Here is a 20,212-nt window from a genome sequence, read left to right as displayed (position 1 = left end):
GCCCGCGACCGCGCCGAGCGCGCCCGGGCCCGACTGGCGGACCTCCCGGCCGCGGAGCGGCAACCCGGCCCGCCGGGCGAGGACCGCCCGTCCGAGGCGGGTCGGCGCTGAAGCCGCTGGTCGGGAGCCGTCCGGACCGCCGTGCCGCCGTTCCGCCCGGTCCGTACGCTGGAAGGCGGTGCGGCTGCACGTGCCCGGGTGGCGCGGCGGCGGCCCCGCGGCGAGAGGAGCGGCGATGGCCAGGCCTGTGTGGACCGGCGTCCTGACGTTCGGCCTCGTGACCGTGCCGGTGGCGCTGTACACGGCGACGGAGAGCCACACGGTCCGCTTCCACCAGTTGGAGCGCGGCACCTCGGACCGGGTGCGCAACCGCCGGGTCAACGAACGCACCGGCGAGGAGGTCGCGTTCACCGACATCGTGAAGGGCTACGAGGTCGGCGACGGCGAGTACGTGGTGGTGGACCCGGAGGAGCTGGAGCAGATATCGCCCGGCCGCTCGCGGACCATCGACGTCTCCGGCTTCGTCGACCTGGCCGCGATCGACCCGATCTACTTCGACAAGACGTACTACCTCGGGCCGAAGGGCCGGGAGTACGGCAAGATCTACGCCCTGCTCACCAGGGCCCTGGAGCGGTCGAACCGGGCCGGGCTGGCGATGTTCTCGATGCGCGGCAAGGAGTACCTGACCGCCGTCCGCGCCGAGAAGGGCCTGCTGGAGCTGCACACCATGCACTTCGCCGACGAGGTCCGCGACCCGCACCGGGAGATCGACGACCTGCCCGACGGCAAGGAGAAGTTCAGCGGCGCCGAGCTGCGCACGGCCGAGCAGCTGATCGACACCCTGGCTGTCGACTGGGACCCGGACGAGTACCGGGACACCTTCGAGGAGCAGGTCCGCACGCTGATCGAGGACAAGCAGGCCGGGCGGGAGACGGTGCTCTCGGAGGGCCCGCCCGCCGAGGCGACCAATGTCGTCGACCTGATGGACGTGCTGCGGCGCAGCCTGGACGACGCCCGCGGCGCGGAGAAGGCGGGAGCGCCGAAGAGCCCGGCGGCGGCCCGACGGACGCCCAAAGCGGCCGGCGGCAAGAAGAGCACCTCGGCGGCGGCCCCGGGCGGCGAGTCCGGGGCGGGGGCGGCGAAGGAGAAGAAGCGGGTCGGCTCGTCGAAGGCGGCGGAGGACCTGTCGAAGCTCACCAAGCCGGAGCTGTACAAGCGGGCCACCGAGCTCGACATCCCGCACCGCTCGACGATGAACCGCGACGAGCTGCAGGCGGCGGTGGAGCGGGCGGGCCACGGGCTGCGCGCGGTGTCCTGACCGTCCGGCGGCGTCCTGAGCGTACGGCGGTGTTCTGAGCGTGCGGCGGCGGGTCAGCGCCGGTCGGGGCGGCGTTCGCGCGGCCGGCCGGGCCAGGGTGCGGCGGGTTCCGGGGCGGGCTGCAGCACGGCCGGGTCGTAGAGCACCCATCCCCAGTCGGAGCCGCCGCTCCCCCACCGGACCAGCGCGACCCAGGCGGTGCTGCCGTGGTGCCGCCGCCAGGTGGTGAGTTCAGCGGCCCGCCAGCCGCCGCCGAGCCGGATCTGCACCCAGCGCCAGCGCGGCGCCACGTCCCGGCACGGACCGGGCCCGTTCATCAGCTCCTGCGGCGCGAACACCACGTCCCCGGGCACGGTGGGCGGCCGCGCCGCACGCGAGAAGGGGACATCGGCTGTCACACCTCCATTCTCGAACACCTGTTCACCTCTGGCAATGGGCGGCCGCGGCCACTACTCTCCCGCCATGGATCGGAGCCGCCCCCTGGTCCGCGAGGTCCTGCCGGACCTCGCCGACGAGCTGACCGTCCTCCTGCTGGAGGAGGGCGAACACCGGCTGGCGGTCGCCGTGCAGGAGCTCCGGCTGGTCGCCGAGTGCGGCTGCGGCCAGGAGAACTGCCAGAGCATCCGCACCTCCGAACACCCCCCGGGCAGCCCGTACGGCCCCGGCCACCGCTGCGTCCCGCTGCTCGCCGACCGGGGCCTGCTCGTCCTCGACGTGGTCGACGACCGAATCGTCCACATCGAGGTGCTCGACCGGCCGCCGATGCGGCGCCGGCCCGCCGCGATGTCACGGGCACCGGGTCGATCGCGTAGCTTTCCCTGCCTGGCCGTCCGAACCGGGCGGCGGCGGGTAGAAGCGAAGGCGCCCGATCCGGGCCCGGCCCGGCGCCGGCCCGTCCGGTAGCAGCCGGCCCGTCCGGAAGCGACAGCGAGCAGCAGGGAGGTGCGGAGCGATGACCGACGACGCGAACGGCGCGCAGCTCAGGGACCCTGCCGCCCTGGAGATGGTGTGCGACGCGGTCGGCGATGACGGCGCACTGTGCCGGGTGACCGGCACCCTGACCGGGGAGAGCCTGCTGCTGGCCGGGCAGGGGCTCGACCTCGCCCTGCGGACCGGGCGGCGGCTGCTGGTCCTCGACCTCGCCCGGGTCCTGGTGTGCGACGCCGCCGGCGTGGACTACCTGCGGCGGTTCGGTCGGGACGCCAGCGCCGTCGGGGTCCGGCTGCGCCTGTCGGCCGCCAGCCCCGCGGTGAACCGTGTGCTGGACGAGACCGGCGGCCGGGCCTACCTCGCCGTCCACGAGTCGGTGGAGGAGGCGCTGAACCGGGGCGCCGAGCGGGCCGGTGGGCTCCCCGCCCCGCACCCCCGCACGGCCGCGCCGGAGCGCGGCCGGCCCGAGCGGTCAGCCGAGTAGCCGGACGGGCTCTCCCGCCAGGTACGCCTCGATGTCCTCGACCGCGTGCCGGTAGTACGTCTCGTAGTTGGCGCGGGAGACGTAGCCGAGGTGCGGAGTGGCGAGCAGCCGCGGCGCGGTGCGCATCGGGTGGTCGGCCGGCAGCGGTTCGATGTCGAAGACGTCGATGCCGGCGCCGGCGATCCGGCCCCCGTGCAGCGCGGCGAGCAGGGCGTCCTGGTCGACGACCGCGGCCCGTGAGGTGTTGACCAGCAGGGCGGTGGGCTTCATCAGGGCGAGTTCGGGTGCGCCCAGCAGCCCCCGGGTGCGGTCGCCGAGGGCGAGGTGGATCGAGACCACGTCGCTGCTCGCCAGCAGGTCCTCCTTGGAGGGGACGAGGGAGACACCGACCTCGTCGGCGCGTTCCTTCGTGAGGTTCCGGCTCCAGGCGACGACGTCCATGCCGAAGGCCAGGCCGACCTGGGCGACCCGGCTGCCGATCTTGCCGAGGCCGAGCAGGCCGAGCCGGCGGCCGTGCAGGTCCGCGCCGACGGTGCTCTGCCACGGGCCGCCCTGCCGCAGCGCGGTGGACTCCTCGACCAGCCCGCGGGCGAGTCCGAGGACCAGCGCCCAGGTGAGCTCCACCGGCGGCGTGGACAGGCTCCCGGTGCCGCAGACGGTGACGCCCTGCTCGGCGGCGGCCGCGTGGTCGATGACGGAGTTCCGCATGCCGGAGGCGACCAGCAGCCGCAGCCGGGGAAGTCGGCGCAGCAGCGAGGCCGGGAAGGGCACCCGCTCGCGCAGCGTCACGATGATGTCGAAGTCGGCCACGGCGGCGGCGAGTCCGTCCTCGTCGGCGAAGTGCTCGCGGAAGCTGACGACCTCCACCCGGCCCTCCAGCGGGGACCAGTCGGCGAGCGTCGTCGCGACGCCCTGGAAGTCGTCGAGCACGGCACAGCGCAACTGCATCCCGATGTCCTTTCGGCGTCCGCCCCTGTCGATCGTTGGCGATCGTTGGCGATCATGTGCAGGCTATCCCGCCGCGGCGTCAGTCGAGGCGGATGTGCCGAACACTCGTCCAGGTCCGGCGCAGGGCGCCGCGCAGGGCGTTGTCGGTGTCCGGGACGAGCGCGAGCCCGGCGGACGCGGCGATGCGGTCGGCGACCTGAGGGACGGTCAGCCGGTCGGTCCACAGGTGCTCGGCGAACTCCTCGCCCTGCAGGCGCTCCAGGCACAGGTCGAGCCGGGAGACCGCGAAGCTCTCGCGGCGCAGCGGGGCGTCCTTGCCGGCGACGCGCCGCACGGCGTGGCCGAGCCCCCGGCCGCGCAGCCGGTCCAGCACCGTGCCCCGCTCCGCGAGCAGGGCGAAGTGCCGTACGTCGTGGCCGCGTTCGCGCAGCCGGCCGACGGTCTCCCGGAAGTACCCGGGGTCGATGACGGTCATCGGCGCGAGGACGGGGCCGGGGTGCCGGGTCAGCGCCAGGTCGAGGACCTCGACCACGCCCTGGCGCCAGGCCGGCAGGTCCTGGAAGTCGCCGCGCAGGCCGGGCGGCGTCATCCGGTGCAGCCCGAAGCCGACGTGCTCCGGGTCGCAGACGACGCTGCCCGGCAGTCGGCGCCGGATCTCGTACGCGGTCTGCGTCTTGCCGCCGCCGAAGGGGCCGTTGATCCACAGGAGCATGCCCCGACCCTACGGTCCGCACGGCGCGGCGCACGGGCGCGGGCCGGTCAGGCGGTGCGGTAGGAGTCGACGACGGCGGTCAGCATCTCGTTCCACGGGGTCGGGGCCAGGCCGAAGGTCCGCTCGGCCGCGGTGGAGTCCATGACGAACGGGTGCTCCAGCTGGTAGGCGGTCTCCCGGACGGCCCGGACGAGCGGGTTGACCAGGCCGAGCAGGGCGAGTGCCGGGCCCGGGATCCGGCTCACCCTGACCGGCGGCAGCCCGGCCGCGCGGGCGAGGTCGGCGAGGGTCTCCCGCTGGCTGCGCGGGGCGTTGCTCGGGACGTGCCACGGCCGGCCCCAGGCGCGCTCGTCGCTGCCGACGGCCACCAGCAGCCGGGCGGCGTCCAGGGTGTACGTCCAGCTGTGCGGGGTGTCGGGGTCGCCGAGGACCTGGACGCCGCGACCGGCCAGCAGGCGCGGCAGGACGCGCTCGCCGAGCACGCTCTGCGCGCCGGGGCCGAGGTAGTCGGAGCCGCGGATCTCGGTGGCGCGGATGCGGCCGGCCCGGTGCAGCGCCTCCGCGTCCTGCCACATCCGGGCGCGCACCCCGCCCTTGACCGAGTTCGGCGCGAGCGGGGTGGATTCGGTCATCGGGGCGTCCACGGCGCCGTAGCCGTACAGGTTGCTCACGGTGGCGAGGACGGCGCCGGAGCTCTCGGCGGCGCGGAGCAGCGCGGCGGCGAGCGGCGGCCAGTCGGTGGCCCACCGGTGGTAGGCGGGGTTGGCGCAGTTGTAGAGCACGGCGGTGCCGGCGGCAGCGGCGGCGAGGGCCTCGGCGTCGGTGGCGTCCAGCCGCAGGTGGTGCACCCCGGTCAGCGGCGCGGCCGTCCGGCCGGAGCGGGTGACCACGGTGACCTCCTCGCCGCGGCCGGCGAGCAGTCGGGCGGTGGCGGTGCCGACGGGGCCGGCTCCGACGATCAGGTGCTTGCTCACGGTGGACTCCCCCAGGAGGACGGATCGGGCGGGACGACGCGGGATGCGGCAGGTGGCGGCGAACCGATGGGAGAACACCGTTCTCGCCCCGCCGTCGAGCCTGGCGGATACGGCCGACACTGTCAAGAACACCGTGCTCGCTTTCGCACGGCGTTCTCGTCGGAGCTCGCCGTGCTCGATTGTTGCCACTGTTCTCGGGCAGTGCGAGGATGAGCCGCATGTCCGCCACCCCGAAGCCGCTCACCGCCCGCGAACGCGCCCGCATCGAGTTCACCCGGGACATCAAGGAGGCCGCCCGCCGGCAGCTCGCCGAGCACGGGCCGGACGGCCTCTCGCTGCGCGGGGTGGCCCGGGACATCGGCCTGGTCTCGGCCTCCGCGCTCTACCGGTACTTCCCCGGGCGCGACGCCCTGCTCACCGCGCTGATCACGGACAGCTACGACTCGCTGGGCGACGCGGCGGACGCGGCCGTCGCAGCGGCGGCCGGCCGGGACCCGGGCGAGCGGTGGCTGGCCCTGTGCCACGCCGTGCGCGACTGGGCCGTGGCGCGCCCGCACGAGTACGCGCTGATCTACGGCTCGCCCGTCCCCGGCTACGCCGCTCCGGCGGACACCACCGGCCCGGGCACCCGCCTGCCGTTCCTGATCGGCGGCCTGTTCGCCGAGGCGGCCGCGGCGGGCGGTTGGCGCCCCGGTCCGGCGCCCGCCGCTCCGGAGGACGCGCGGCAGGCGCTGCAGCCGCTGCTCGCCCGGCTGCCCTGGGAGGCCCCGGCCGACCTGGTGGTCGCCGGGCTGTCGGCCTGGACGTACCTGTGCGGCGCGGTCTCCTTCGAGGTGTTCGGCCACCGCTCGGCGATCGTCACCGAGCCCCGCGCCTACTTCGACCACGAGATCCGCCGCATCGGCACCCTGCTGGGGATCCTGCCCGCACCCGCCGCCTGACGGGCCGAGTCAGCCTGGGGGTTCAGGCCCCGGCGCGGACGATCTCCTGCCAGGTGCCCGGCGGGCACGGCCCCTGCGGCGCGCTCTTGAGGAACAGCTCGTACGGCACCGCACGGCGGCGCAGCTCCAGCCAGTGATCCTTGCCGGAGTAGAAGTCCCAGCCGTCGTTGGGCATCCGGATGAAGTCCTGGCGGTGCTCCTTCGACTGGCTGGTGATCTGCAGGACGGAGGCGTGCCCGGGGTGGTTCTGCACGACGACGCAGTAGTGGCGCAGCGTCTGGCTGCGGTCCTCGTGCAGCGGGACCTCCGCCAGCCACACCTCGCCCGCGGCGGGCCGGCGCACCTCCGTACGGGTACGGGGGCGGGGGGTGTAGGGGATGCGCACCGGCCGGACCGGTGCCGTGATCCGGCCGGTGCGGCGGCCCCACCAGCGGATCACGTAGAAGCAGACGGCGGCGGCGACGCCCGAGGCCACCGTCGCGAGTGTGGACGCGAGCACCCGTTCCCCGGCCGCGCGGGTCGCTGCGTCCCCGAGGGACGGATCGGACAGGGCGCCGCGGACGACCTCCGACGCGCCGAGGCAGGCGGCCGCCACCGCGGCGCCGATCGCCGCCGCATGCACCAGCAGGGCGACCGGCCGGGGTCTGCCCCGGCCGCCCGCCATCCAGGCCAGCATCAGCGCGGTGAAGCCGGCGATCGCCCACAGCACGGCCCGCTGGGAGGCCGTCGGCGGGGGCTGCGGTGTGGTGGACGCGGCCATCACCCAGGGCAGCACCGCGGGCAGCGCGAGCAGGTACCCCGCGACGAACCAGCCGGGCAGCAGCAGGACGGCCGCGCACCCGCAGCCTCCCCCGCCCGCCCGCGCGCCCGACCCGCCGTACTGTCCCGACATCGCCACCCCCCGGTGCCGCCGTTGCATTCCGGCAGACCATAGCGGTGGCGTGCGATCGGCGGAGGCGGATGACCGGAAGTGATCGACGGGCCGTCAGGTGACCAGCTGGTAGATGCTCCTGGCCGTCAACCAGAAACCGACCAGCAGCGACAACGTGACGATCAGCTGGTCCTGGTGTCCCTCCAGCCAGGCCCGCAGGCCGGTCAGCCGGGCGTTCGCGGCGGCCGGGGCCCAGACGGTGTACATCTCCATGACGATCAGGCCGAGGGTGGCCAGCAGGCAGTACCCGGTGAGGGCGAGCCAGTCGGAGAGCGAGGAGAGGTCGGCGTCCACCACGGTGGCGGCGCCCGCCCCGACCAGCGCCCACGGCTGCAGCAGCCAGGCGAGCCCGGCGGACGTGCCGAGCGATGCGTGGTCGACCCGGGCCGTCCAGCCCGGTGGGCGGTGCGGCCTGGGCGGCCGGCGCCGCCGGTACGTGCCGTAGCCCGCGAGGCCGAGGCCGATCGCGAGTTTGGCGGCGACCGCGGCCGTCGACGGCGGGCTCTGGTGGGCGGGCGGGTTCCCGCCGGTCAGCAGCACCACGCAGGCGACCACCGCGACCAGGTTCGCCAGCCAGGACAGCAGGAAGGCCAGCCCCTTGCGGACGCCCCGCGAGGAGGCCAGCAGCAGGATGAAGGCGCTGTTGTGCAGCGGCCCGAGGGTGATGGCCGTGCCGATCACGACCAGGTCGAGAATCATCGGCTCAGCCGCTCCCGGGGTCGGGGCCGCCCGCCGCCGCCACCTAGGCGCCCTTCTCCAGGGCGCGGAGCACCCGCCGCGCGTCGTGCCGGAACATCCGGGGCCCGACCGTGCGGTACGCCGTGCCGAGCAGCCGGGCGCCCGGGTTGGGGAGGAAGTTCCGGACCCAGGTCATCTCGACGTGGCTGCCGCCGGCGGTGGGCCGGGCGGTGAGCTCCCAGGTGCTGCCGGGGGTGTAGACGTTGGAGTCGACCACCTCGGCCTTCACCGAGCCGGGCCGGGACCAGTCGTACGCGCAGCGCTCCCAGACCACCACCCCCGCCCGGCTGCCCTCGGTGACCTCGGCCGAGGAGTCGCCGAGCCGGTGCACCCGCAGGTGCTTCAGCGACACGGCGGGGAAGACCGAGGCCCTCCGCGCGGAGAAGTCGTGCGCCGCATCCAGCACGCGGTCGGCCGGCACGGAGGTCTCGACGGCCACCCGGATCGTCGTTGCCATGATCCGATTCTATCGAGGAGCGCCTGCGGGGGCGGCTCGGCCGGGCTCAGAGCCGGATGCCGAGGCAGGCGGCTGTGTCGGCGGCGAGGGCGGCGGATCTGCCGCGGCGGGCGGCCGAGAGGAGCAGCTCCGGGACGAGCGGGTGCGCCCGGACGGTCTGCGGAGCGAGCCTGTCGGCGGCGAGGAGTTCGCGCAGCGCGGCGGTGTCGTCGCCGGTCCGGGCCCGCAGCCGGGCGCGGTCGACGCCGTGCCTGGCGCGGCGGTCCTTCGGCAGCTCGGCGGTGTCTACCGCGGCGAGCCGGGCGAGGGCCTCGCCGTCGGCACCGAGTTCGAGGTCGGCGTGCAGGGCGTGCACGGCCACTTCGGCGGCGCAGAAGTCGGTCGGCGGCTCGGCCGGGCCGCCCGCCCGATCGACGGCACCGGCCGCCCGGGCCGCCTCGGCGAGGTGGTCCGCGCTCTCCGCCTGCCGCCCGCGCTGCGCCGCGAGGACGGCGGCCACCGCGTGCAGGGTGCCCCAGAGGTCCCACACCGCCCTGGCCGGCGCACCGGCGGTGCCGAGCAGCGGGTCGAGGCGGTCGAGGCCGCGGGCGGTGAGGGCCTCGGCCTCGGCGCGGGCGCCGGCCGCGGCACAGGCCTCGGCGCGGATCCAGTCGGCCACGGTGAGCAGCAGCGGGTCACCGGACGCGGCGACCACCTGCTCCGCCTGGGTGGCGGCCACCGCGGCGAGGTCGGGGTGGCCGAGGCGGCGCAGCTGGGTCGCGGCCAGGTGGAGGGTCTCGGTGAGCAGGTGGTCGGCGGTGGCGCGCGCGGCACCCTCGGCCTCCGCCGCGAGGCGGCGCAGCTCGTCGAGGAGGGCGGGCAGCCGCAGGCCGAGGTCGCCGTACCGGCCGTCGCGGCGCAGGTCGTGAGCCGTGTCGACCCTCCTGCGCAGCCCGTCCGGCACGGCGCCCGGTGGGACGGAGTCCTCGCCGGTGGGCTGCGGCAGTCCGGCGCGTAGCAGGGTGTGCCGCAGTGCGGGGACGGCACGGTGGGCGTCGCGCAGCCCCGCCTCCCCCGCACCGGCCGGTCCGCCGAGCAGCTCGGCCGGGGCGACGCCGAGCGCCTCGGCGAGAGCGTTCACCATGGTGTACCGGTCGATCGGGCGGTGGCCGCCCTCGACGGACCTGAGCCATTCGCCGCTGCGGCCGACCGCCTCCGCGACCTCGTCCCGCCGTAGCCCGAGCGCCTCCCGGTACCGCCCCGCACGCTCCCCGATCGTGGCCCGACCCGCCATCACGCCTCCAGCCCTGGGCACCCGTCCCATGCTGTCCGAGCCGGGAGCGGGCCGCTTGCCGGTGGGCCGGTCCGCCTGCCGATGGGCCGGTTCGCCGGCGGTGGCTCAGCGCATCAGGGCCTTGGCCGCGAGGGCGGCGAGGGACCGGGCGGCGGTGGCCTCGCGCGCGCCGTTCGCCGGGCCGGTCTCGCCACGGTCGACGATGACCTCCAGGCGGTAGTAGCGCATGCCGGCCATGAAGGCGAGGGCCGGCCTGCTGCCGTCCCTGCGGCGGGCCAGCACCGCTTGGTCGCCGATGCCCGGGACGACGGTGCTGGTGGTGTCCGTGCCGGCGATGGCGGCGGCGAACTGGTGGGCCGTGACCTCGTCCAGGCTCACGTAGGAGAGGTGCGACCCCCAGGTGCAGCCCCAGACCGGGCTGCCGTCGGACGCCGGGTCCGGGTGGGTTCCGACGAAGCGGTCGGGGGTGCCGACGGCCTGGGCGACCTGGTCGAAGGTCAGGACGCTGCAGGCCTCGTCGGGGCGGGCGCCGTAGGTACGGGACGGGGGTGCGGCGGGTGTCGCGGGCGCGACGGACGGCTCCGTGGAGGTCGCCCCGCTCGGGCCCGCCGTGGCGGAGGCGCTCGTGCCGGCCGGCGCCGCGGTGTCCCCCGCCTGCGGCGATCCCCCCGAGGAGGAGCAGCCGGTGAGCGCGGCGGCGGCGAGCAGCAGCGGCACCAGTGGGCGGTGCGGCCGCCGGGGCCCGTTCCTGGTGGCTCGGTCGAGCGGCATGGTCTGGCCCTCCTGCAGGTCCGGCGGTACGGGCGGATGCCGGCGGCCCGCCGCTGCGGGCCGCCGCCGTGGCGATGCTACCGAGGCCTGATCCACTGGTCGGGCGAACGAGAGAATCGGCCGATCAACCGGCCGAAGAGCACAACTGACGGTCAGCCATGTGACCGGTTGGTCCCGGCCGGCGGCGGCGGGGCGGGGGTGCCTGCCCCACCTGCGCCGCGGACGGCGCACCGCACGCTCGCCCGGTTGGGGCAGATCGGGGGGACAGGCGGTCGGGGATCGGTTGCAATGGGCACGAATGACCGGTGGATGCCGCGACTCGGTCCGGAGGTCGCCGCCGCCTTCAGGAAGGGACGCCACCGTGCCCACGAGCAGTGCCCAGGATCTCTCGCCCGCGGCCGGCGAGGCCTACCGCATCGCCCGGGACTTCGTCTTCGAGGACGCCGCCCTCGGACGGCTGCGCTACCACCTGCTGCGGCTCACCACGGTCGGCCTCACCCGGGAGGAGGTCGAGGACGTGCGGGAGCTCGGCCGGCTGGCCTTCGACGGCGCCGAGACCACCGAGACCGCGGTGCGGATCAGGGACCGGGCCGGTGCGAGTCGCCTGGCGGTGGCGTTCGTGGACATCGTCGAGCACGCCGGCCAGGACGAGCGTGGCCCGGTGCTGGTCGGCGCGGTGCTGGGGGCGTACGCGAGCCTCGGCAGCGTGGGCAGCGGCGACGGGCCGTCCGCGGCGCTGCTGGGCGCCGTCGGGGGCGCGGTGGTCGCGGCCGCGCGGTCCTTCGTCGACCGGCGGATGCAGCAGGAGGGGCTGGCGGTCTACCTCGGCTCCGAGGACTGAGGCCCGCCGGGCCCGGGCGGCACCGGGTCGGCGGCGAGGGCCCGTGCCAGGGCCTCGCGGGTCGCGTACCGGCCGCCGAGCTTGAACGCGTACTCGCTGGAGTCGACGACGTGGGCGCGGGCACCGGTCAGCACCACCCGGACGGCGGCGGCGGGCGCCGACTCGGCCAGCTCCTCGCGGACGCCGTGCTCGCAGGCCGCGAAGAACATCGGGAGGTCCTCCGGCCACTCCCAGTCCGCCAGCACGCCCGGCGCCACCTCGAAGGCGACGCCGTCCCCGGCGGGCTCGAAGTCCAGGGTGACGTCGATGAAGGGGCCGCAGCCCGCGAAGGCGTGCTTGCGGTACCGCACGGAGCGGACCGGCACGGTCGGGAAGCGCCCTGGATCGGTCATCCGGGCACTCTAGCGCCGCCCCGCGGAAGGTCGTGGAGGAGTGTCGATCAGATGCTGGTGGCCTACGTGATCGGGCACGACGAGACCGCCAAGCCCTACCAGTGGACCTACGGGGGCACCCCGCTCAAGGCCGCCCGATCAACGCCCCTCCATGAACTTCCGCGGAACAGACCCTAGACCGCCGCTTCGGGCCCCGGGGCACCGGTGCCGTTCGGGTCGGCCGCCAGGGACGCCCAGAACGTGACGTAGCTCTGCTCGTGCGCGATGCCGAGGGTCAGCAGGCGGGTGCGCGCCGGAGTGTCCGGGGCGTGTGGGTCGAGGTGGGCCTGCATCTCGCGGTAGGTGCCGAGCCATCGGCGGTGCTGCGCCGCCTGGGCCTCGGCCAGCTCGGCGACTTGGCCGGGGGCGCCCAGGTCGGCGAAGGTCAGCTTGAGCAGGGCCGGGTTCCGGGTCTCCGGCTCAGGAGTGCTCGGGTCGGCGAGCCAGCTCCGCAGGGTCTCGCGCCCGGCCGCAGTCAGGTGGAAGACCCGGCGCCGACGGCCGTGTTCCTCGGCGTCCTCGCGCAGCAGGCCCAGATCGGCCAGCCGGGGTGGGTCGCGGTAGAGCTGGGCATGCGGGATCGGCCAGTAGTGGCCGACGGAGGACTCGATCCTGCACTGAGACCGTTAGCGTCGGCGCGCCCGCAACCGTATCAATGAGACTGTGGAGCGCCCGCGATGCACCTGCACCCCGAGATATCCGAAGTCCTGGACCGCGTCCGGCCCTTCGACCCGCTCGCCGACCCGGCCGCCACCCGCGCCTACTTGCGCGAACTGCTCGCCGCCAAGCCCCCGGCGGACGACCCCCGCATCGCCGTCGACCACGTCGCCCCCCGGGCCGGGCCGGCGACATCACCGTCCGGATCTACCGGCCGACCAGGGCGCCGGCCGGCCCGCACCCCGGCGTCCTCTACTTCCACGGCGGCGCCTTGATCTCCGGTGACCTCGACACCGGCGACGGAAACTGCCGCGACCTGTGCCTGGCCGTAGGAGCGGTCGTCGTCTCCGTCGGCTACCGCCTCGCCCCCGAACACCCCTACCCCGCCGCCTTCGACGACTGCTACGCGGCCCTGCTCTGGAGCGCCGCCAACGCCGAGCACCTCGGCATGGACCCCACCCGCCTCGCCGTCGCCGGCCGCTCTGCCGGAGGCGCGCTCGCGGCGGCCGTCGCCCTCGCCGCCCGTGACCGCGGCGGCCCGCGCCTCGCGTTCCAGCTCCTGCTCGTTCCCGCCCTCGACGACCGCTGCGTCCTGCCCTCGGTCGACGAGTGCGCCGACGACCGGATCGTCGACGGCCGCGTCGTCCGCGGCATGCGGCCGCTGTACCTGGGCTCCGCCACCGCAGACTCGTACGCCGCCCCGGCGCGCGCCGAGGACCTCACCGGCCTGCCGCCGGCCTACATCGAGATCTGCCAGGCCGACGCCCTGCGCGACGAGGCGCTCGAGTACGGACTCCGCCTCATGGCCTTCGGCGTCCACACCGAACTCCACGTCGTCCCAGGCGCGTTCCACCTCTTCGAGGGCTACGCCCCCACCACCCGTCTGGCCCGTCGCGCCACCGCCACCTGGACGTCAGCCGTCGCCTCGGCCCTGGCCTGAGCCAGGCCCGGCGTCGGCACCGGGCTTCGCCGCGCACGTGGTCGGGGGTGCAAGGGTGGGGCGGGCGGGCCCAGCCCGGACATGGTCTGGACCACTGGACGGAGGCCGGGCCACACTGCTCCGATGAACCGTCAACCACTGGGCCCGGACATCGAGTTGCACCGACTGGCAGTGCCGGACCGCGGCCGGCTGCCGTTCGCCATCGGCACCTTCGACACCATCGGCGCTCTCTCCCGCGCGGGCTTCCCGCACCGGCACTCCTTCCACGAGCTCGCCTACGTCACCCGCGGCCGCGGCAGCCACGTCCTCGACCTCTCCGACCACCCGCTGCGCCCGCCGCAGCTCTGCGCGATCGCGGCGGGGCAGGTCCACCACTGGGGCCGGGCGAGCGGGTTGGAGGGATGGGTGCTGCTCTTCGAGGAGGACTTCCTGCTGCGCCACCCCGAGGACGCGGCGCTGGCCCGGGAGTTGGCCACCGGCCGGCCGCTGCGGCCGGACCGTGCGGAGGCCCGCGGCCTCGCCGCCCTGCTCGCCGAGCTGGACCGGGAGTACCGGGCAGCCAGGGCCGGCCACCCGGGGGTGCTGCAGGCGCTGCTCCACGTCCTGCTGGTGCGCGCCGTCCGGGCCCTCCCGCACAGCCCGCCGCAGGCCCCGGCCGCGGCGGACGCCGCGCTGCCCAGGCCGCACCCGCTGGTCGCCCACTTCGGCCGACTGATCGCCGAACCGGGTCGCGCCGACCGCACCGTCGGCTCGTACGCCCGCGAGCTGGGCGTCTCCACCGGGCGGCTGCACGAGCTGGTGCGGGAGGCGACCGGCCGCACCCCTGCTCGGCTGATCCGGCAGCAGCAGACCCTGGAGGCCAAACGGCTGCTCGGAGCCACGGATCTGACCGTCCGCCAGGTCGCGGCCGCCGCGGGCTTCGCCGACCCGGCGTACTTCTGCCGCTTCTTCCGCCGCGAGGTCGGCCTGACGCCCGGGGAGTTCCGCGCGGGCACGGGCGGAGGAAAGCACCACGGCCCCGGCGCCGAGTCCATCGACCCGCGGACCGCCCGGCCGTAGCGTCGGAGCACGGCGGGGAACGGGGCGGCGCACCGCCGCCCCCGCCCTCCTGTCATGCGCAGGACACCCCCACGGTCCTGCGCGCCCCCCCACGGTCCTGCCCCCACGCCCCGAACGGAGCGACGCCATGCCCACTCCGCCCCTGCCGAAGCCGGAACGATCCGGTGAGCCCGCGATCAGCCGCAAGAACCTCCTCAAAGCCGCCGTCCTGGCCGGCGCCGCCCCCGTGCTGCTGGGCGGCGGCGCGGCCCTGGCCCGGGAGAGCGGCCGCCGGTCGGTGGGCCTGACGCCCGCCTGCCACGACGGCGACGAGCCGACCGCCGAGCAGATCGAGGGCCCCTACTTCAAGCCGGGATCCCCGCTGCGCACCGTCCTGACCGTCCCCGGCACCCCGGGCACGCCGCTGACGGTGAGCGGCTACGTCTTCGGCCGGGCCTGCCGCCCGGTGGCGGGCGTGCTGCTGGACTTCTGGCAGGCGGACACCGCCGGGGCGTACGACAACGCCGGCTACGGGCTGCGCGGCCACCAGTTCAGCGACGACCAGGGGCGGTTCACGCTGACCACGGTGGCGCCGGGGCTGTACCCGGGCCGCACCCGGCACCTGCACGTGAAGCTGCAGGCACCCCGCCGGCCGGTGCTGACCACCCAGTTGTACTTCCCCGGCGAGCCGCGGAACTCGACGGACACCATCTTCGACCCCGCACTGGTGATGACCGTCCGACAGTCCGGCCCGGGCCGGGAGGCCTCCTTCGACTTCGTCCTGGACGTGCCGCAGTCGCCGACCCCGACCCCCACCCCCACCGGGCCGACCCCGACCCCGACGCCGACCGGGCCCGCGCCGGGCGGCACCTGGCGGGCCGGCACCGCGTACCGGGTCGGCGACCTCGTCACCTACGGCGGTGTCGGCTATGTCTGCGTCCGGGCGCACACCGCCTTCGCGGGCTGGGAGCCGCCGAACGTGCCGGCGCTGTGGCGGCGCGTCTGACAGCGCACGGACCCGGCAACACGGACCGCGGCGGTCAGCGGACGACTGCGGTCAGCGGACGGCGGTCACGACGTGGGCCCGCATGGCGCCCTCGACGGGGCCGTCGCCGAACCGCTTCCCGATCGCCGAGGTGACCGCGTCGGTCGCCTCGGCGATCGTGCGCCCGGGCCGGTTGTCGATCTCGGTGCGGATCGGGGTGCCCTGGCAGAAGGCGGTGGCGACGTCGGCGGCGGACCGGGCCCGGCTGCGGGCGTCGACGGACTCGATGCGGGGCGGCTCGAAGCCGCCGGCCGACACGTCCCGGGTGATCGCCGCGTGGTCGTGGTAGCCGTACGGGACACGGGCCAGGAAGTCCGGCGGGTCCTCCGGATGGAGGGCCGCGACCGTGTCGGCGGCGGTCGCCGCGAACTCGTTGGCCGCGATGTGGTCCCACACGTTGAACAGCAGGACGCCGCCCGGGCGCAGGACCCGCCGCGCCTCGGCGAAGGCACGCGGCTTGTCGGGGAAGAACATGGCACCGAACTGGCACACCACGGCGTCGAAGGAGCCGTCGGGGAAGGGCAGGTCGAGGGCGTCGGCCTGCCGGAAGTCGACGGGGCGGCCGTTGGTGGAGGCGGCGGCGAGTTCGATCATCGACCCGCTCAGGTCGGTGGCGACGATCTGGGTGGTGGCGGGCAGCACCGCGGCGAGCTCGCGGGTGACGGCGCCGGTGCCGGCGGCCGTCTCCAGCACCCGGGCCGGGCCGCGGTCCATCAGCCGGGCGGCGAGGTCCCGGGCGTAGGGGCGGAAGAGGATCGGCACGAGGTACTGCTGGTAGACGCCGGGGATCGAGCCGTCGAAGTACATGCCGTCCGCCTCCCGTGCTGGGCGGCCGCGGGTGGACGGGGCCCGCCGGGCCGCGGCCTGCCCGTTGATGCGAGTGTGGCACGGGCGGCCCGGCCGCGGGCGCCCGATCCGGCCGGGCGGCCTTGTCGGCTCCGCTCAGGCGACGGCGGCGCGGCCGCGTTCGGTGGCGATGCGGACGGCGAAGCCGGCCAGCAGGGTGCCGGTGGCCCAGCCGTGCAGGCGCTGCAGCAGCGGTCGACGGGCGAGGAAGCCGGCCAGCGCCCCGGCGGTGAGGACGAAGGCTGCGTTGCCGAGGGTGCCGACGGTGATCTGGGTGAGGCCGAGCACGGCGCTCTGCAGTGCCACCCGGCCCTTCGCCGGCTCCACGAACTGCGGCAGCAACGTGATGTAGAGGATGGCGAGCTTGGGGTTGAGCAGGCAGGTGAGGACGCCCATGCCGAACAGCTTGAGCGGGCGTTCGTGCGCCATCTCGGCGGCCCGGAACGGCGAGTGCGCCGGGGAGCGGAAGGCCCGCCAGGCGAGCCAGAGCAGGTAGCCGGCACCGGCCAGCTTCAGCGCGAGGTAGGCGGTCGGCACGAGGGCGAAGAGGGCGGAGAGCCCGGCCACCGCGGCGGTGAGGTAGGTGAGGAAGCCGAGGACGACGCCGCCGAGCGAGATCATCCCGGCGCGGCGGCCCTGGCTGACGGAGCGCGAGACGACGTAGATCATGTTCGGGCCCGGGGTCATCACCATGCCGAAGGAGACTGCGGCGATTCCGCCGATGGCACTCGCGCTGATCATCCGGCGAGCCTATCCCGGCGCCCGATCAGCTGTTCGACCGGCCTCGGGGCGATGCCGATCCGATACATGCCGACCGTTGTTCGACATTGTCGAATGGCGTAGCGTCGGCACGAACGGGCCGCTCCCGGCACGCACGGAGACGACTGCGCCGCCCCGACACCCCCGCGGCCCCACGGGTCGCCCTCCCACGCCTGCGGCCCGCGCACCACCGCCCGCCGAGGAGCCGCGGATGTTCACCTTCACCAGCAGCGACGGACTCGAGATCCACGTCCACGCATGGCAGCCGGTCGGGCCGCCGCGCGGCGTCGTCCAGCTCGCGCACGGGATGGGCGAGCACGCCTCCCGTTACGGCCGCCTCGCCGGGGCCCTCACCGCACAGGGTTACGCCGTCTACGCGGCCGACCACCGCGGGCACGGCCGCAGCAGCGCCGGCACGCCCGGACACCTCGGCGAGGACGGCTGGAACCGGCTCGTCCAGGACCAGGTGGCGCTCTCCGACCTCGTCCGCGTGCGCCACCCGGGCCTGCCGCTGGTGCTGGTGGGCCACAGCCTCGGCTCGCTGGCCTCCCAGCAGTACATCCTCGACCACTCCGAGCGGCTGGCCGGGGTGGCACTCTCCGGCACCACCGCGCTCGACCGGCTGCTCACCGTGCTCGCCGCGGCCGGCGGCGACGCCACGACCGCGTTCAACGCGTCGTTCGAGCCGGCCCGCACCAGCCACGACTGGCTCAGCCGGGACGAGGACCAGGTCGACGCCTACCTCGCCGACCCGCTCTGCGGCGCCGCGCTGGACGCCCGCGCCATGGAGGACCTCGCGGCGGCGGCCCACCGCCTGGCCCGGCCGGAGACCGTCCGCCCCGACCTGCCGGTCTACGTGGCGGTCGGCGACCGCGACCCGTTCAACGCCGAGCTCACGCTCTCCGACGTGGTGGTGGAGCGCTACCGGCGGGCCGGGCTCACCGACGTCACCTACCGCACCTACCGCGGGGCCCGGCACGGGATCCTGCACGAGACCAACCGCACCGAGGTGGCGGCCGAGCTGGTCGCCTGGATCCTCTGCGTCACCGGCTGAGCCCGCGCGGCGGCCGCCCCGAGTTATGCACCCAGTTGCACAATCGGGCTCCGGCGGTCTACAAAGGGCCTACCGCCCGACCGCGCGAGGAGCCCCGGATGACCGCGTACCCCCACCTGCTCAGCCCGCTCGACCTGGGCTTCACGACGCTGCCCAACCGGGTGATCATGGGCTCGATGCACGTCGGGCTGGAGGAGGCCCCGAACGGCTTCGAGCGGATGGCCGCCTTCTACGCCGAGCGCGCCCGCGGCGGGGTCGGGCTGATCGTCACCGGCGGCATCGCCCCCAACGAGGCGGGCCGCCCCTGGGAGGGCGGCGCCATGCTGACCACCGAGGAGGAGGCCGCGCGCCACCGGGTGATCACCGACGCGGTGCACGCCGAGGGCGGCCGGATCGCCATGCAGATCCTGCACTTCGGCCGGTACGCCTACCACCAGGACCTGGTCGCCCCCAGCCCGCTCAAGGCCCCGATCAGCCCCTTCTCCCCGAACGAGCTCACCGACGAGCAGGTCGAGCAGACGATCGAGGACTTCGCCCGCTGCGCCGAGCTCGCCCGGTCGGCCGGCTACGACGGCGTCGAGATCATGGGCTCCGAGGGCTACCTGATCAACGAGTTCATCGCCGCCCCCACCAACCACCGCGCCGACCGCTGGGGCGGCTCCTACGAGAACCGGATGCGCTTCCCGGTGGAGATCGTCCGCCGGGTCCGCGAGCGGGTCGGCGAGGACTTCGTCCTGATCTACCGGCTCTCCATGCTCGACCTGGTGCCCGGCGGCTCCACCCTGCCCGAGGTCGTGCAGCTCGCGAAGGCGGTCGAGGCCGCCGGCGCCACCATCATCAACACCGGCATCGGCTGGCACGAGGCCCGCATCCCCACCATCGCCACCTCGGTGCCGCGCGGCGCCTTCACCTGGGTCACCCGCAAGGTCATGGGGTCGGTCGGCATCCCGCTGGTCACCAGCAACCGGATCAACACCCCCGAGCTCGCCGAGCGGATCCTCGCCGAGGGCCACGCCGACCTGGTCTCGATGGCCCGCCCGCTGCTCGCCGACCCCGACTTCGTCGCCAAGGCCGCGGCCGGCACCCCCGAGGCCGTCAACACCTGCATCGGCTGCAACCAGGCCTGCCTGGACCACACCTTCAGCCTCAAGATCACCTCCTGCCTGGTGAACCCGCGCGCCTGCCACGAGACCGAGCTGGTCCTCTCCCCCACCCGGCTGCGCAAGCGGATCGGCGTGGTCGGCGCCGGCCCGGCCGGCCTCGCCTTCGCGGTCTCCGCCGCCCGGCGCGGCCACGCCGTCACCCTCTACGACGCGGCCGACACCGTCGGCGGGCAGCTCAACATCGCCCGCAAGGTGCCCGGCAAGCAGGAGTTCGACGAGACGATCCGCTACTACCGGCACGAGCTCGCCGCGCAGGGGGTCGAGCTGCGCCTGGGCACCACCGCGACGGCCGAGGACCTCGCCGCCGAGGGCTTCGACGAGATCGTCCTCGCCACCGGCGTCACCCCGCGCGTCCCCGACATCGCGGGCGTCGACCACCCCAGCGTCCTCGGCTACCTGGACGTGCTCCGCGACGGGGCGCCGGTCGGCGAGCGGGTCGCGATCCTCGGCGCCGGCGGCATCGGCTTCGACGTCGCCGAGTTCCTCACCGACCCCGGCGACCGGGCCGCCCACAACAGCGACGTCTTCTTCGCCCAGTGGGGCGTGGACACCGACCACACCACCCCGGGCGGCCTGACCGCGCCGGTGCGCGGTGCCTCCCCGCGCAGCGTCCACCTGCTGCAGCGCAGGACCGGAAAGGTCGGCGCCGGCCTCGGCAAGACCACCGGCTGGATCCACCGCACCGAGCTCAAGCACCGCGGCGTCACCACCGTGGCCGGCGCCACCTACACGCTGATCGACGACCAGGGCCTGCACTTCGAGGTCGACGGCGAGCCGCAGCTGCTGCCGGTCGACACCGTGGTGCTCTGCACCGGCCAGGAGCCGCGCCGCGACCTGCACGCGGAGCTGCTCGCCCTCGGCATCGAGGCCCACGTGATCGGCGGCGCCGACGTCGCCGCCGAACTCGACGCCAAGCGCGCCATCGACCAGGGCACCCGCCTCGCGGCCTCCGTCTAGCCGA

General features: G+C 75.2%; 25 protein-coding genes. 12 read left to right on the top strand and 13 right to left on the bottom strand.

Features of this window, described 5'->3' with window-relative positions; all coding sequences use genetic code 11:
- Nucleotides 1–235 precede the first annotated feature (235 nt).
- Nucleotides 236–1,318, top strand: coding sequence for a Ku protein (locus AB0P35_RS23130; protein ID WP_363513569.1), 1,083 nt, complete (start codon nt 236–238; stop codon nt 1,316–1,318).
- Between the two features lie 53 nt (nt 1,319–1,371).
- Here AB0P35_RS23130 and AB0P35_RS23125 read toward each other — a convergent pair whose 3' ends face one another.
- Entirely contained in the window at nt 1,372–1,716 is a 345-nt protein-coding gene (locus AB0P35_RS23125) for a hypothetical protein (RefSeq protein WP_363513566.1), read from the bottom strand.
- A gap of 64 nt (nt 1,717–1,780) precedes the next feature.
- On the opposite strand from AB0P35_RS23125, the gene AB0P35_RS23120 reads away from it, so the two are divergent.
- On the top strand, nt 1,781–2,221 hold the full coding sequence (locus AB0P35_RS23120; protein ID WP_363513563.1) for a hypothetical protein: 441 nt from the start codon (nt 1,781–1,783) through the stop codon (nt 2,219–2,221).
- A gap of 49 nt (nt 2,222–2,270) precedes the next feature.
- Nucleotides 2,271–2,732 (top strand): STAS domain-containing protein, encoded by a 462-nt coding sequence (locus AB0P35_RS23115; RefSeq protein WP_363513560.1) that lies wholly within the window; start codon nt 2,271–2,273, stop codon nt 2,730–2,732.
- Here AB0P35_RS23115 and AB0P35_RS23110 read toward each other — a convergent pair.
- The 3 genes from AB0P35_RS23110 to AB0P35_RS23100 form a co-directional block, all read right to left on the bottom strand.
- Nucleotides 2,721–3,680: a D-2-hydroxyacid dehydrogenase family protein gene (locus AB0P35_RS23110; protein WP_363513557.1), complete on the bottom strand. Its 960-nt coding sequence runs from the start codon at nt 3,678–3,680 to the stop codon at nt 2,721–2,723. The two genes, AB0P35_RS23115 and AB0P35_RS23110, sit on opposite strands and share 12 nt — an antisense overlap.
- Before the next feature lie 79 nt (nt 3,681–3,759).
- Nucleotides 3,760–4,392 (bottom strand): ATP-binding protein, encoded by a 633-nt coding sequence (locus tag AB0P35_RS23105; RefSeq protein WP_363513554.1) that lies wholly within the window; start codon nt 4,390–4,392, stop codon nt 3,760–3,762.
- A 47-nt stretch (nt 4,393–4,439) separates the two neighbouring features.
- On the bottom strand, nt 4,440–5,366 hold the full coding sequence (locus AB0P35_RS23100) for an NAD-dependent epimerase/dehydratase family protein (RefSeq protein WP_363513551.1): 927 nt from the start codon (nt 5,364–5,366) through the stop codon (nt 4,440–4,442).
- A gap of 218 nt (nt 5,367–5,584) precedes the next feature.
- Here AB0P35_RS23100 and AB0P35_RS23095 point away from each other — a divergent pair, with 218 nt between their 5' ends.
- Complete coding sequence (locus AB0P35_RS23095; RefSeq protein ID WP_363513548.1) at nt 5,585–6,307, top strand: TetR/AcrR family transcriptional regulator; 723 nt, start codon at nt 5,585–5,587, stop codon at nt 6,305–6,307.
- A gap of 22 nt (nt 6,308–6,329) precedes the next feature.
- Here AB0P35_RS23095 and AB0P35_RS23090 read toward each other — a convergent pair whose 3' ends face one another.
- The 5 genes from AB0P35_RS23090 to AB0P35_RS23070 form a co-directional block, all read right to left on the bottom strand.
- Nucleotides 6,330–7,199, bottom strand: coding sequence for a hypothetical protein (locus tag AB0P35_RS23090; protein WP_363513545.1), 870 nt, complete (start codon nt 7,197–7,199; stop codon nt 6,330–6,332).
- Between the two features lie 93 nt (nt 7,200–7,292).
- On the bottom strand, nt 7,293–7,937 hold the full coding sequence (locus tag AB0P35_RS23085; RefSeq protein WP_363513542.1) for a GAP family protein: 645 nt from the start codon (nt 7,935–7,937) through the stop codon (nt 7,293–7,295).
- A 43-nt stretch (nt 7,938–7,980) separates the two neighbouring features.
- Nucleotides 7,981–8,433: an SRPBCC family protein gene (locus AB0P35_RS23080; RefSeq protein ID WP_363513539.1), complete on the bottom strand. Its 453-nt coding sequence runs from the start codon at nt 8,431–8,433 to the stop codon at nt 7,981–7,983.
- Nucleotides 8,434–8,479: 46 nt separating this feature from the next.
- A complete protein-coding gene (locus AB0P35_RS23075) occupies nt 8,480–9,727 on the bottom strand; it encodes a helix-turn-helix transcriptional regulator (protein ID WP_363513536.1) in 1,248 nt (415 codons plus the stop codon).
- Between the two features lie 84 nt (nt 9,728–9,811).
- Nucleotides 9,812–10,477 (bottom strand): hypothetical protein, encoded by a 666-nt coding sequence (locus AB0P35_RS23070; RefSeq protein WP_363513533.1) that lies wholly within the window; start codon nt 10,475–10,477, stop codon nt 9,812–9,814.
- Between the two features lie 361 nt (nt 10,478–10,838).
- Here AB0P35_RS23070 and AB0P35_RS23065 point away from each other — a divergent pair, with 361 nt between their 5' ends.
- Entirely contained in the window at nt 10,839–11,318 is a 480-nt protein-coding gene (locus tag AB0P35_RS23065; protein ID WP_363513530.1) for a hypothetical protein, read from the top strand.
- Here the strand turns inward: AB0P35_RS23065 and AB0P35_RS23060 are convergent.
- Complete coding sequence (locus tag AB0P35_RS23060) at nt 11,297–11,710, bottom strand: hypothetical protein (protein WP_363513527.1); 414 nt, start codon at nt 11,708–11,710, stop codon at nt 11,297–11,299. The two genes, AB0P35_RS23065 and AB0P35_RS23060, sit on opposite strands and share 22 nt — an antisense overlap.
- 51 nt (nt 11,711–11,761) lie before the next feature.
- Between AB0P35_RS23060 and AB0P35_RS23055 the strand changes: the two genes are divergently transcribed.
- Nucleotides 11,762–11,887, top strand: coding sequence for a hypothetical protein (locus AB0P35_RS23055; RefSeq protein ID WP_363513524.1), 126 nt, complete (start codon nt 11,762–11,764; stop codon nt 11,885–11,887).
- Here the strand turns inward: AB0P35_RS23055 and AB0P35_RS23050 are convergent.
- Nucleotides 11,884–12,360, bottom strand: a complete 477-nt coding sequence (locus tag AB0P35_RS23050; RefSeq protein ID WP_363513578.1) for a helix-turn-helix transcriptional regulator — start codon at nt 12,358–12,360, stop codon at nt 11,884–11,886. The two genes, AB0P35_RS23055 and AB0P35_RS23050, sit on opposite strands and share 4 nt — an antisense overlap.
- A 66-nt stretch (nt 12,361–12,426) precedes the next feature.
- Between AB0P35_RS23050 and AB0P35_RS23045 the strand changes: the two genes are divergently transcribed.
- From AB0P35_RS23045 to AB0P35_RS23030, 4 genes are all read left to right on the top strand, one after another.
- Entirely contained in the window at nt 12,427–12,681 is a 255-nt protein-coding gene (locus AB0P35_RS23045) for a hypothetical protein (protein WP_363513581.1), read from the top strand.
- Nucleotides 12,600–13,346, top strand: a complete 747-nt coding sequence (locus AB0P35_RS23040) for an alpha/beta hydrolase (protein WP_363513575.1) — start codon at nt 12,600–12,602, stop codon at nt 13,344–13,346. Before AB0P35_RS23045 ends, AB0P35_RS23040 begins: the two co-directional genes overlap by 82 nt.
- A 123-nt stretch (nt 13,347–13,469) precedes the next feature.
- Entirely contained in the window at nt 13,470–14,405 is a 936-nt protein-coding gene (locus tag AB0P35_RS23035; protein WP_363513521.1) for a helix-turn-helix domain-containing protein, read from the top strand.
- A gap of 127 nt (nt 14,406–14,532) precedes the next feature.
- A complete protein-coding gene (locus tag AB0P35_RS23030; protein WP_363513518.1) occupies nt 14,533–15,390 on the top strand; it encodes a carbohydrate-binding protein in 858 nt (285 codons plus the stop codon).
- Nucleotides 15,391–15,441: 51 nt separating this feature from the next.
- On the opposite strand, the gene AB0P35_RS23025 is transcribed toward AB0P35_RS23030, so the two are convergent.
- Nucleotides 15,442–16,236 carry a class I SAM-dependent methyltransferase gene (locus tag AB0P35_RS23025; protein WP_363513515.1) on the bottom strand — a complete coding sequence of 265 codons (795 nt, stop codon included), beginning with the start codon at nt 16,234–16,236 and terminating at the stop codon, nt 15,442–15,444.
- 135 nt (nt 16,237–16,371) lie between these two features.
- Complete coding sequence (locus AB0P35_RS23020; protein WP_363513512.1) at nt 16,372–17,016, bottom strand: LysE family translocator; 645 nt, start codon at nt 17,014–17,016, stop codon at nt 16,372–16,374.
- A 229-nt stretch (nt 17,017–17,245) separates the two neighbouring features.
- On the opposite strand from AB0P35_RS23020, the gene AB0P35_RS23015 reads away from it, so the two are divergent.
- Both AB0P35_RS23015 and AB0P35_RS23010 read left to right on the top strand, forming a co-directional pair.
- Nucleotides 17,246–18,088 (top strand): alpha/beta fold hydrolase, encoded by an 843-nt coding sequence (locus AB0P35_RS23015; RefSeq protein WP_363513509.1) that lies wholly within the window; start codon nt 17,246–17,248, stop codon nt 18,086–18,088.
- 98 nt (nt 18,089–18,186) lie between these two features.
- Entirely contained in the window at nt 18,187–20,208 is a 2,022-nt protein-coding gene (locus AB0P35_RS23010) for an NADPH-dependent 2,4-dienoyl-CoA reductase (protein ID WP_363513506.1), read from the top strand.
- Nucleotides 20,209–20,212: the final 4 nt, after the last annotated feature.

This window comes from Kitasatospora sp. NPDC085879 (genome assembly GCF_040686255.1).
GTDB lineage: Bacteria > Actinomycetota > Actinomycetes > Streptomycetales > Streptomycetaceae > Kitasatospora.
The sequence above is the reverse complement of the archived record's forward strand: the minus strand, read 5'-3'. Positions and strand labels throughout refer to the sequence as shown.

Excerpts from the sequence above, each read along its gene's own strand:
- AB0P35_RS23130 (WP_363513569.1), top strand. The coding sequence starts at position 236 with ATGGCCAGGCCTGTGTGGACCGGCGTCCTGACGTTCGGCCTCGTGACC.
- AB0P35_RS23120 (WP_363513563.1), top strand. The coding sequence starts at position 1,781 with ATGGATCGGAGCCGCCCCCTGGTCCGCGAGGTCCTGCCGGACCTCGCC.
- AB0P35_RS23115 (WP_363513560.1), top strand. The coding sequence starts at position 2,271 with ATGACCGACGACGCGAACGGCGCGCAGCTCAGGGACCCTGCCGCCCTG.
- AB0P35_RS23110 (WP_363513557.1), bottom strand. The coding sequence starts at position 3,680 with ATGCAGTTGCGCTGTGCCGTGCTCGACGACTTCCAGGGCGTCGCGACG.
- AB0P35_RS23105 (WP_363513554.1), bottom strand. The coding sequence starts at position 4,392 with ATGCTCCTGTGGATCAACGGCCCCTTCGGCGGCGGCAAGACGCAGACC.
- AB0P35_RS23095 (WP_363513548.1), top strand. The coding sequence starts at position 5,585 with ATGTCCGCCACCCCGAAGCCGCTCACCGCCCGCGAACGCGCCCGCATC.
- AB0P35_RS23090 (WP_363513545.1), bottom strand. The coding sequence starts at position 7,199 with ATGTCGGGACAGTACGGCGGGTCGGGCGCGCGGGCGGGCGGGGGAGGC.
- AB0P35_RS23085 (WP_363513542.1), bottom strand. The coding sequence starts at position 7,937 with ATGATTCTCGACCTGGTCGTGATCGGCACGGCCATCACCCTCGGGCCG.
- AB0P35_RS23080 (WP_363513539.1), bottom strand. The coding sequence starts at position 8,433 with ATGGCAACGACGATCCGGGTGGCCGTCGAGACCTCCGTGCCGGCCGAC.
- AB0P35_RS23070 (WP_363513533.1), bottom strand. The coding sequence starts at position 10,477 with ATGCCGCTCGACCGAGCCACCAGGAACGGGCCCCGGCGGCCGCACCGC.
- AB0P35_RS23060 (WP_363513527.1), bottom strand. The coding sequence starts at position 11,710 with ATGACCGATCCAGGGCGCTTCCCGACCGTGCCGGTCCGCTCCGTGCGG.
- AB0P35_RS23055 (WP_363513524.1), top strand. The coding sequence starts at position 11,762 with ATGCTGGTGGCCTACGTGATCGGGCACGACGAGACCGCCAAGCCCTAC.
- AB0P35_RS23045 (WP_363513581.1), top strand. The coding sequence starts at position 12,427 with ATGCACCTGCACCCCGAGATATCCGAAGTCCTGGACCGCGTCCGGCCC.
- AB0P35_RS23035 (WP_363513521.1), top strand. The coding sequence starts at position 13,470 with ATGAACCGTCAACCACTGGGCCCGGACATCGAGTTGCACCGACTGGCA.
- AB0P35_RS23030 (WP_363513518.1), top strand. The coding sequence starts at position 14,533 with ATGCCCACTCCGCCCCTGCCGAAGCCGGAACGATCCGGTGAGCCCGCG.
- AB0P35_RS23025 (WP_363513515.1), bottom strand. The coding sequence starts at position 16,236 with ATGTACTTCGACGGCTCGATCCCCGGCGTCTACCAGCAGTACCTCGTG.
- AB0P35_RS23020 (WP_363513512.1), bottom strand. The coding sequence starts at position 17,016 with ATGATCAGCGCGAGTGCCATCGGCGGAATCGCCGCAGTCTCCTTCGGC.
- AB0P35_RS23015 (WP_363513509.1), top strand. The coding sequence starts at position 17,246 with ATGTTCACCTTCACCAGCAGCGACGGACTCGAGATCCACGTCCACGCA.
- AB0P35_RS23010 (WP_363513506.1), top strand. The coding sequence starts at position 18,187 with ATGACCGCGTACCCCCACCTGCTCAGCCCGCTCGACCTGGGCTTCACG.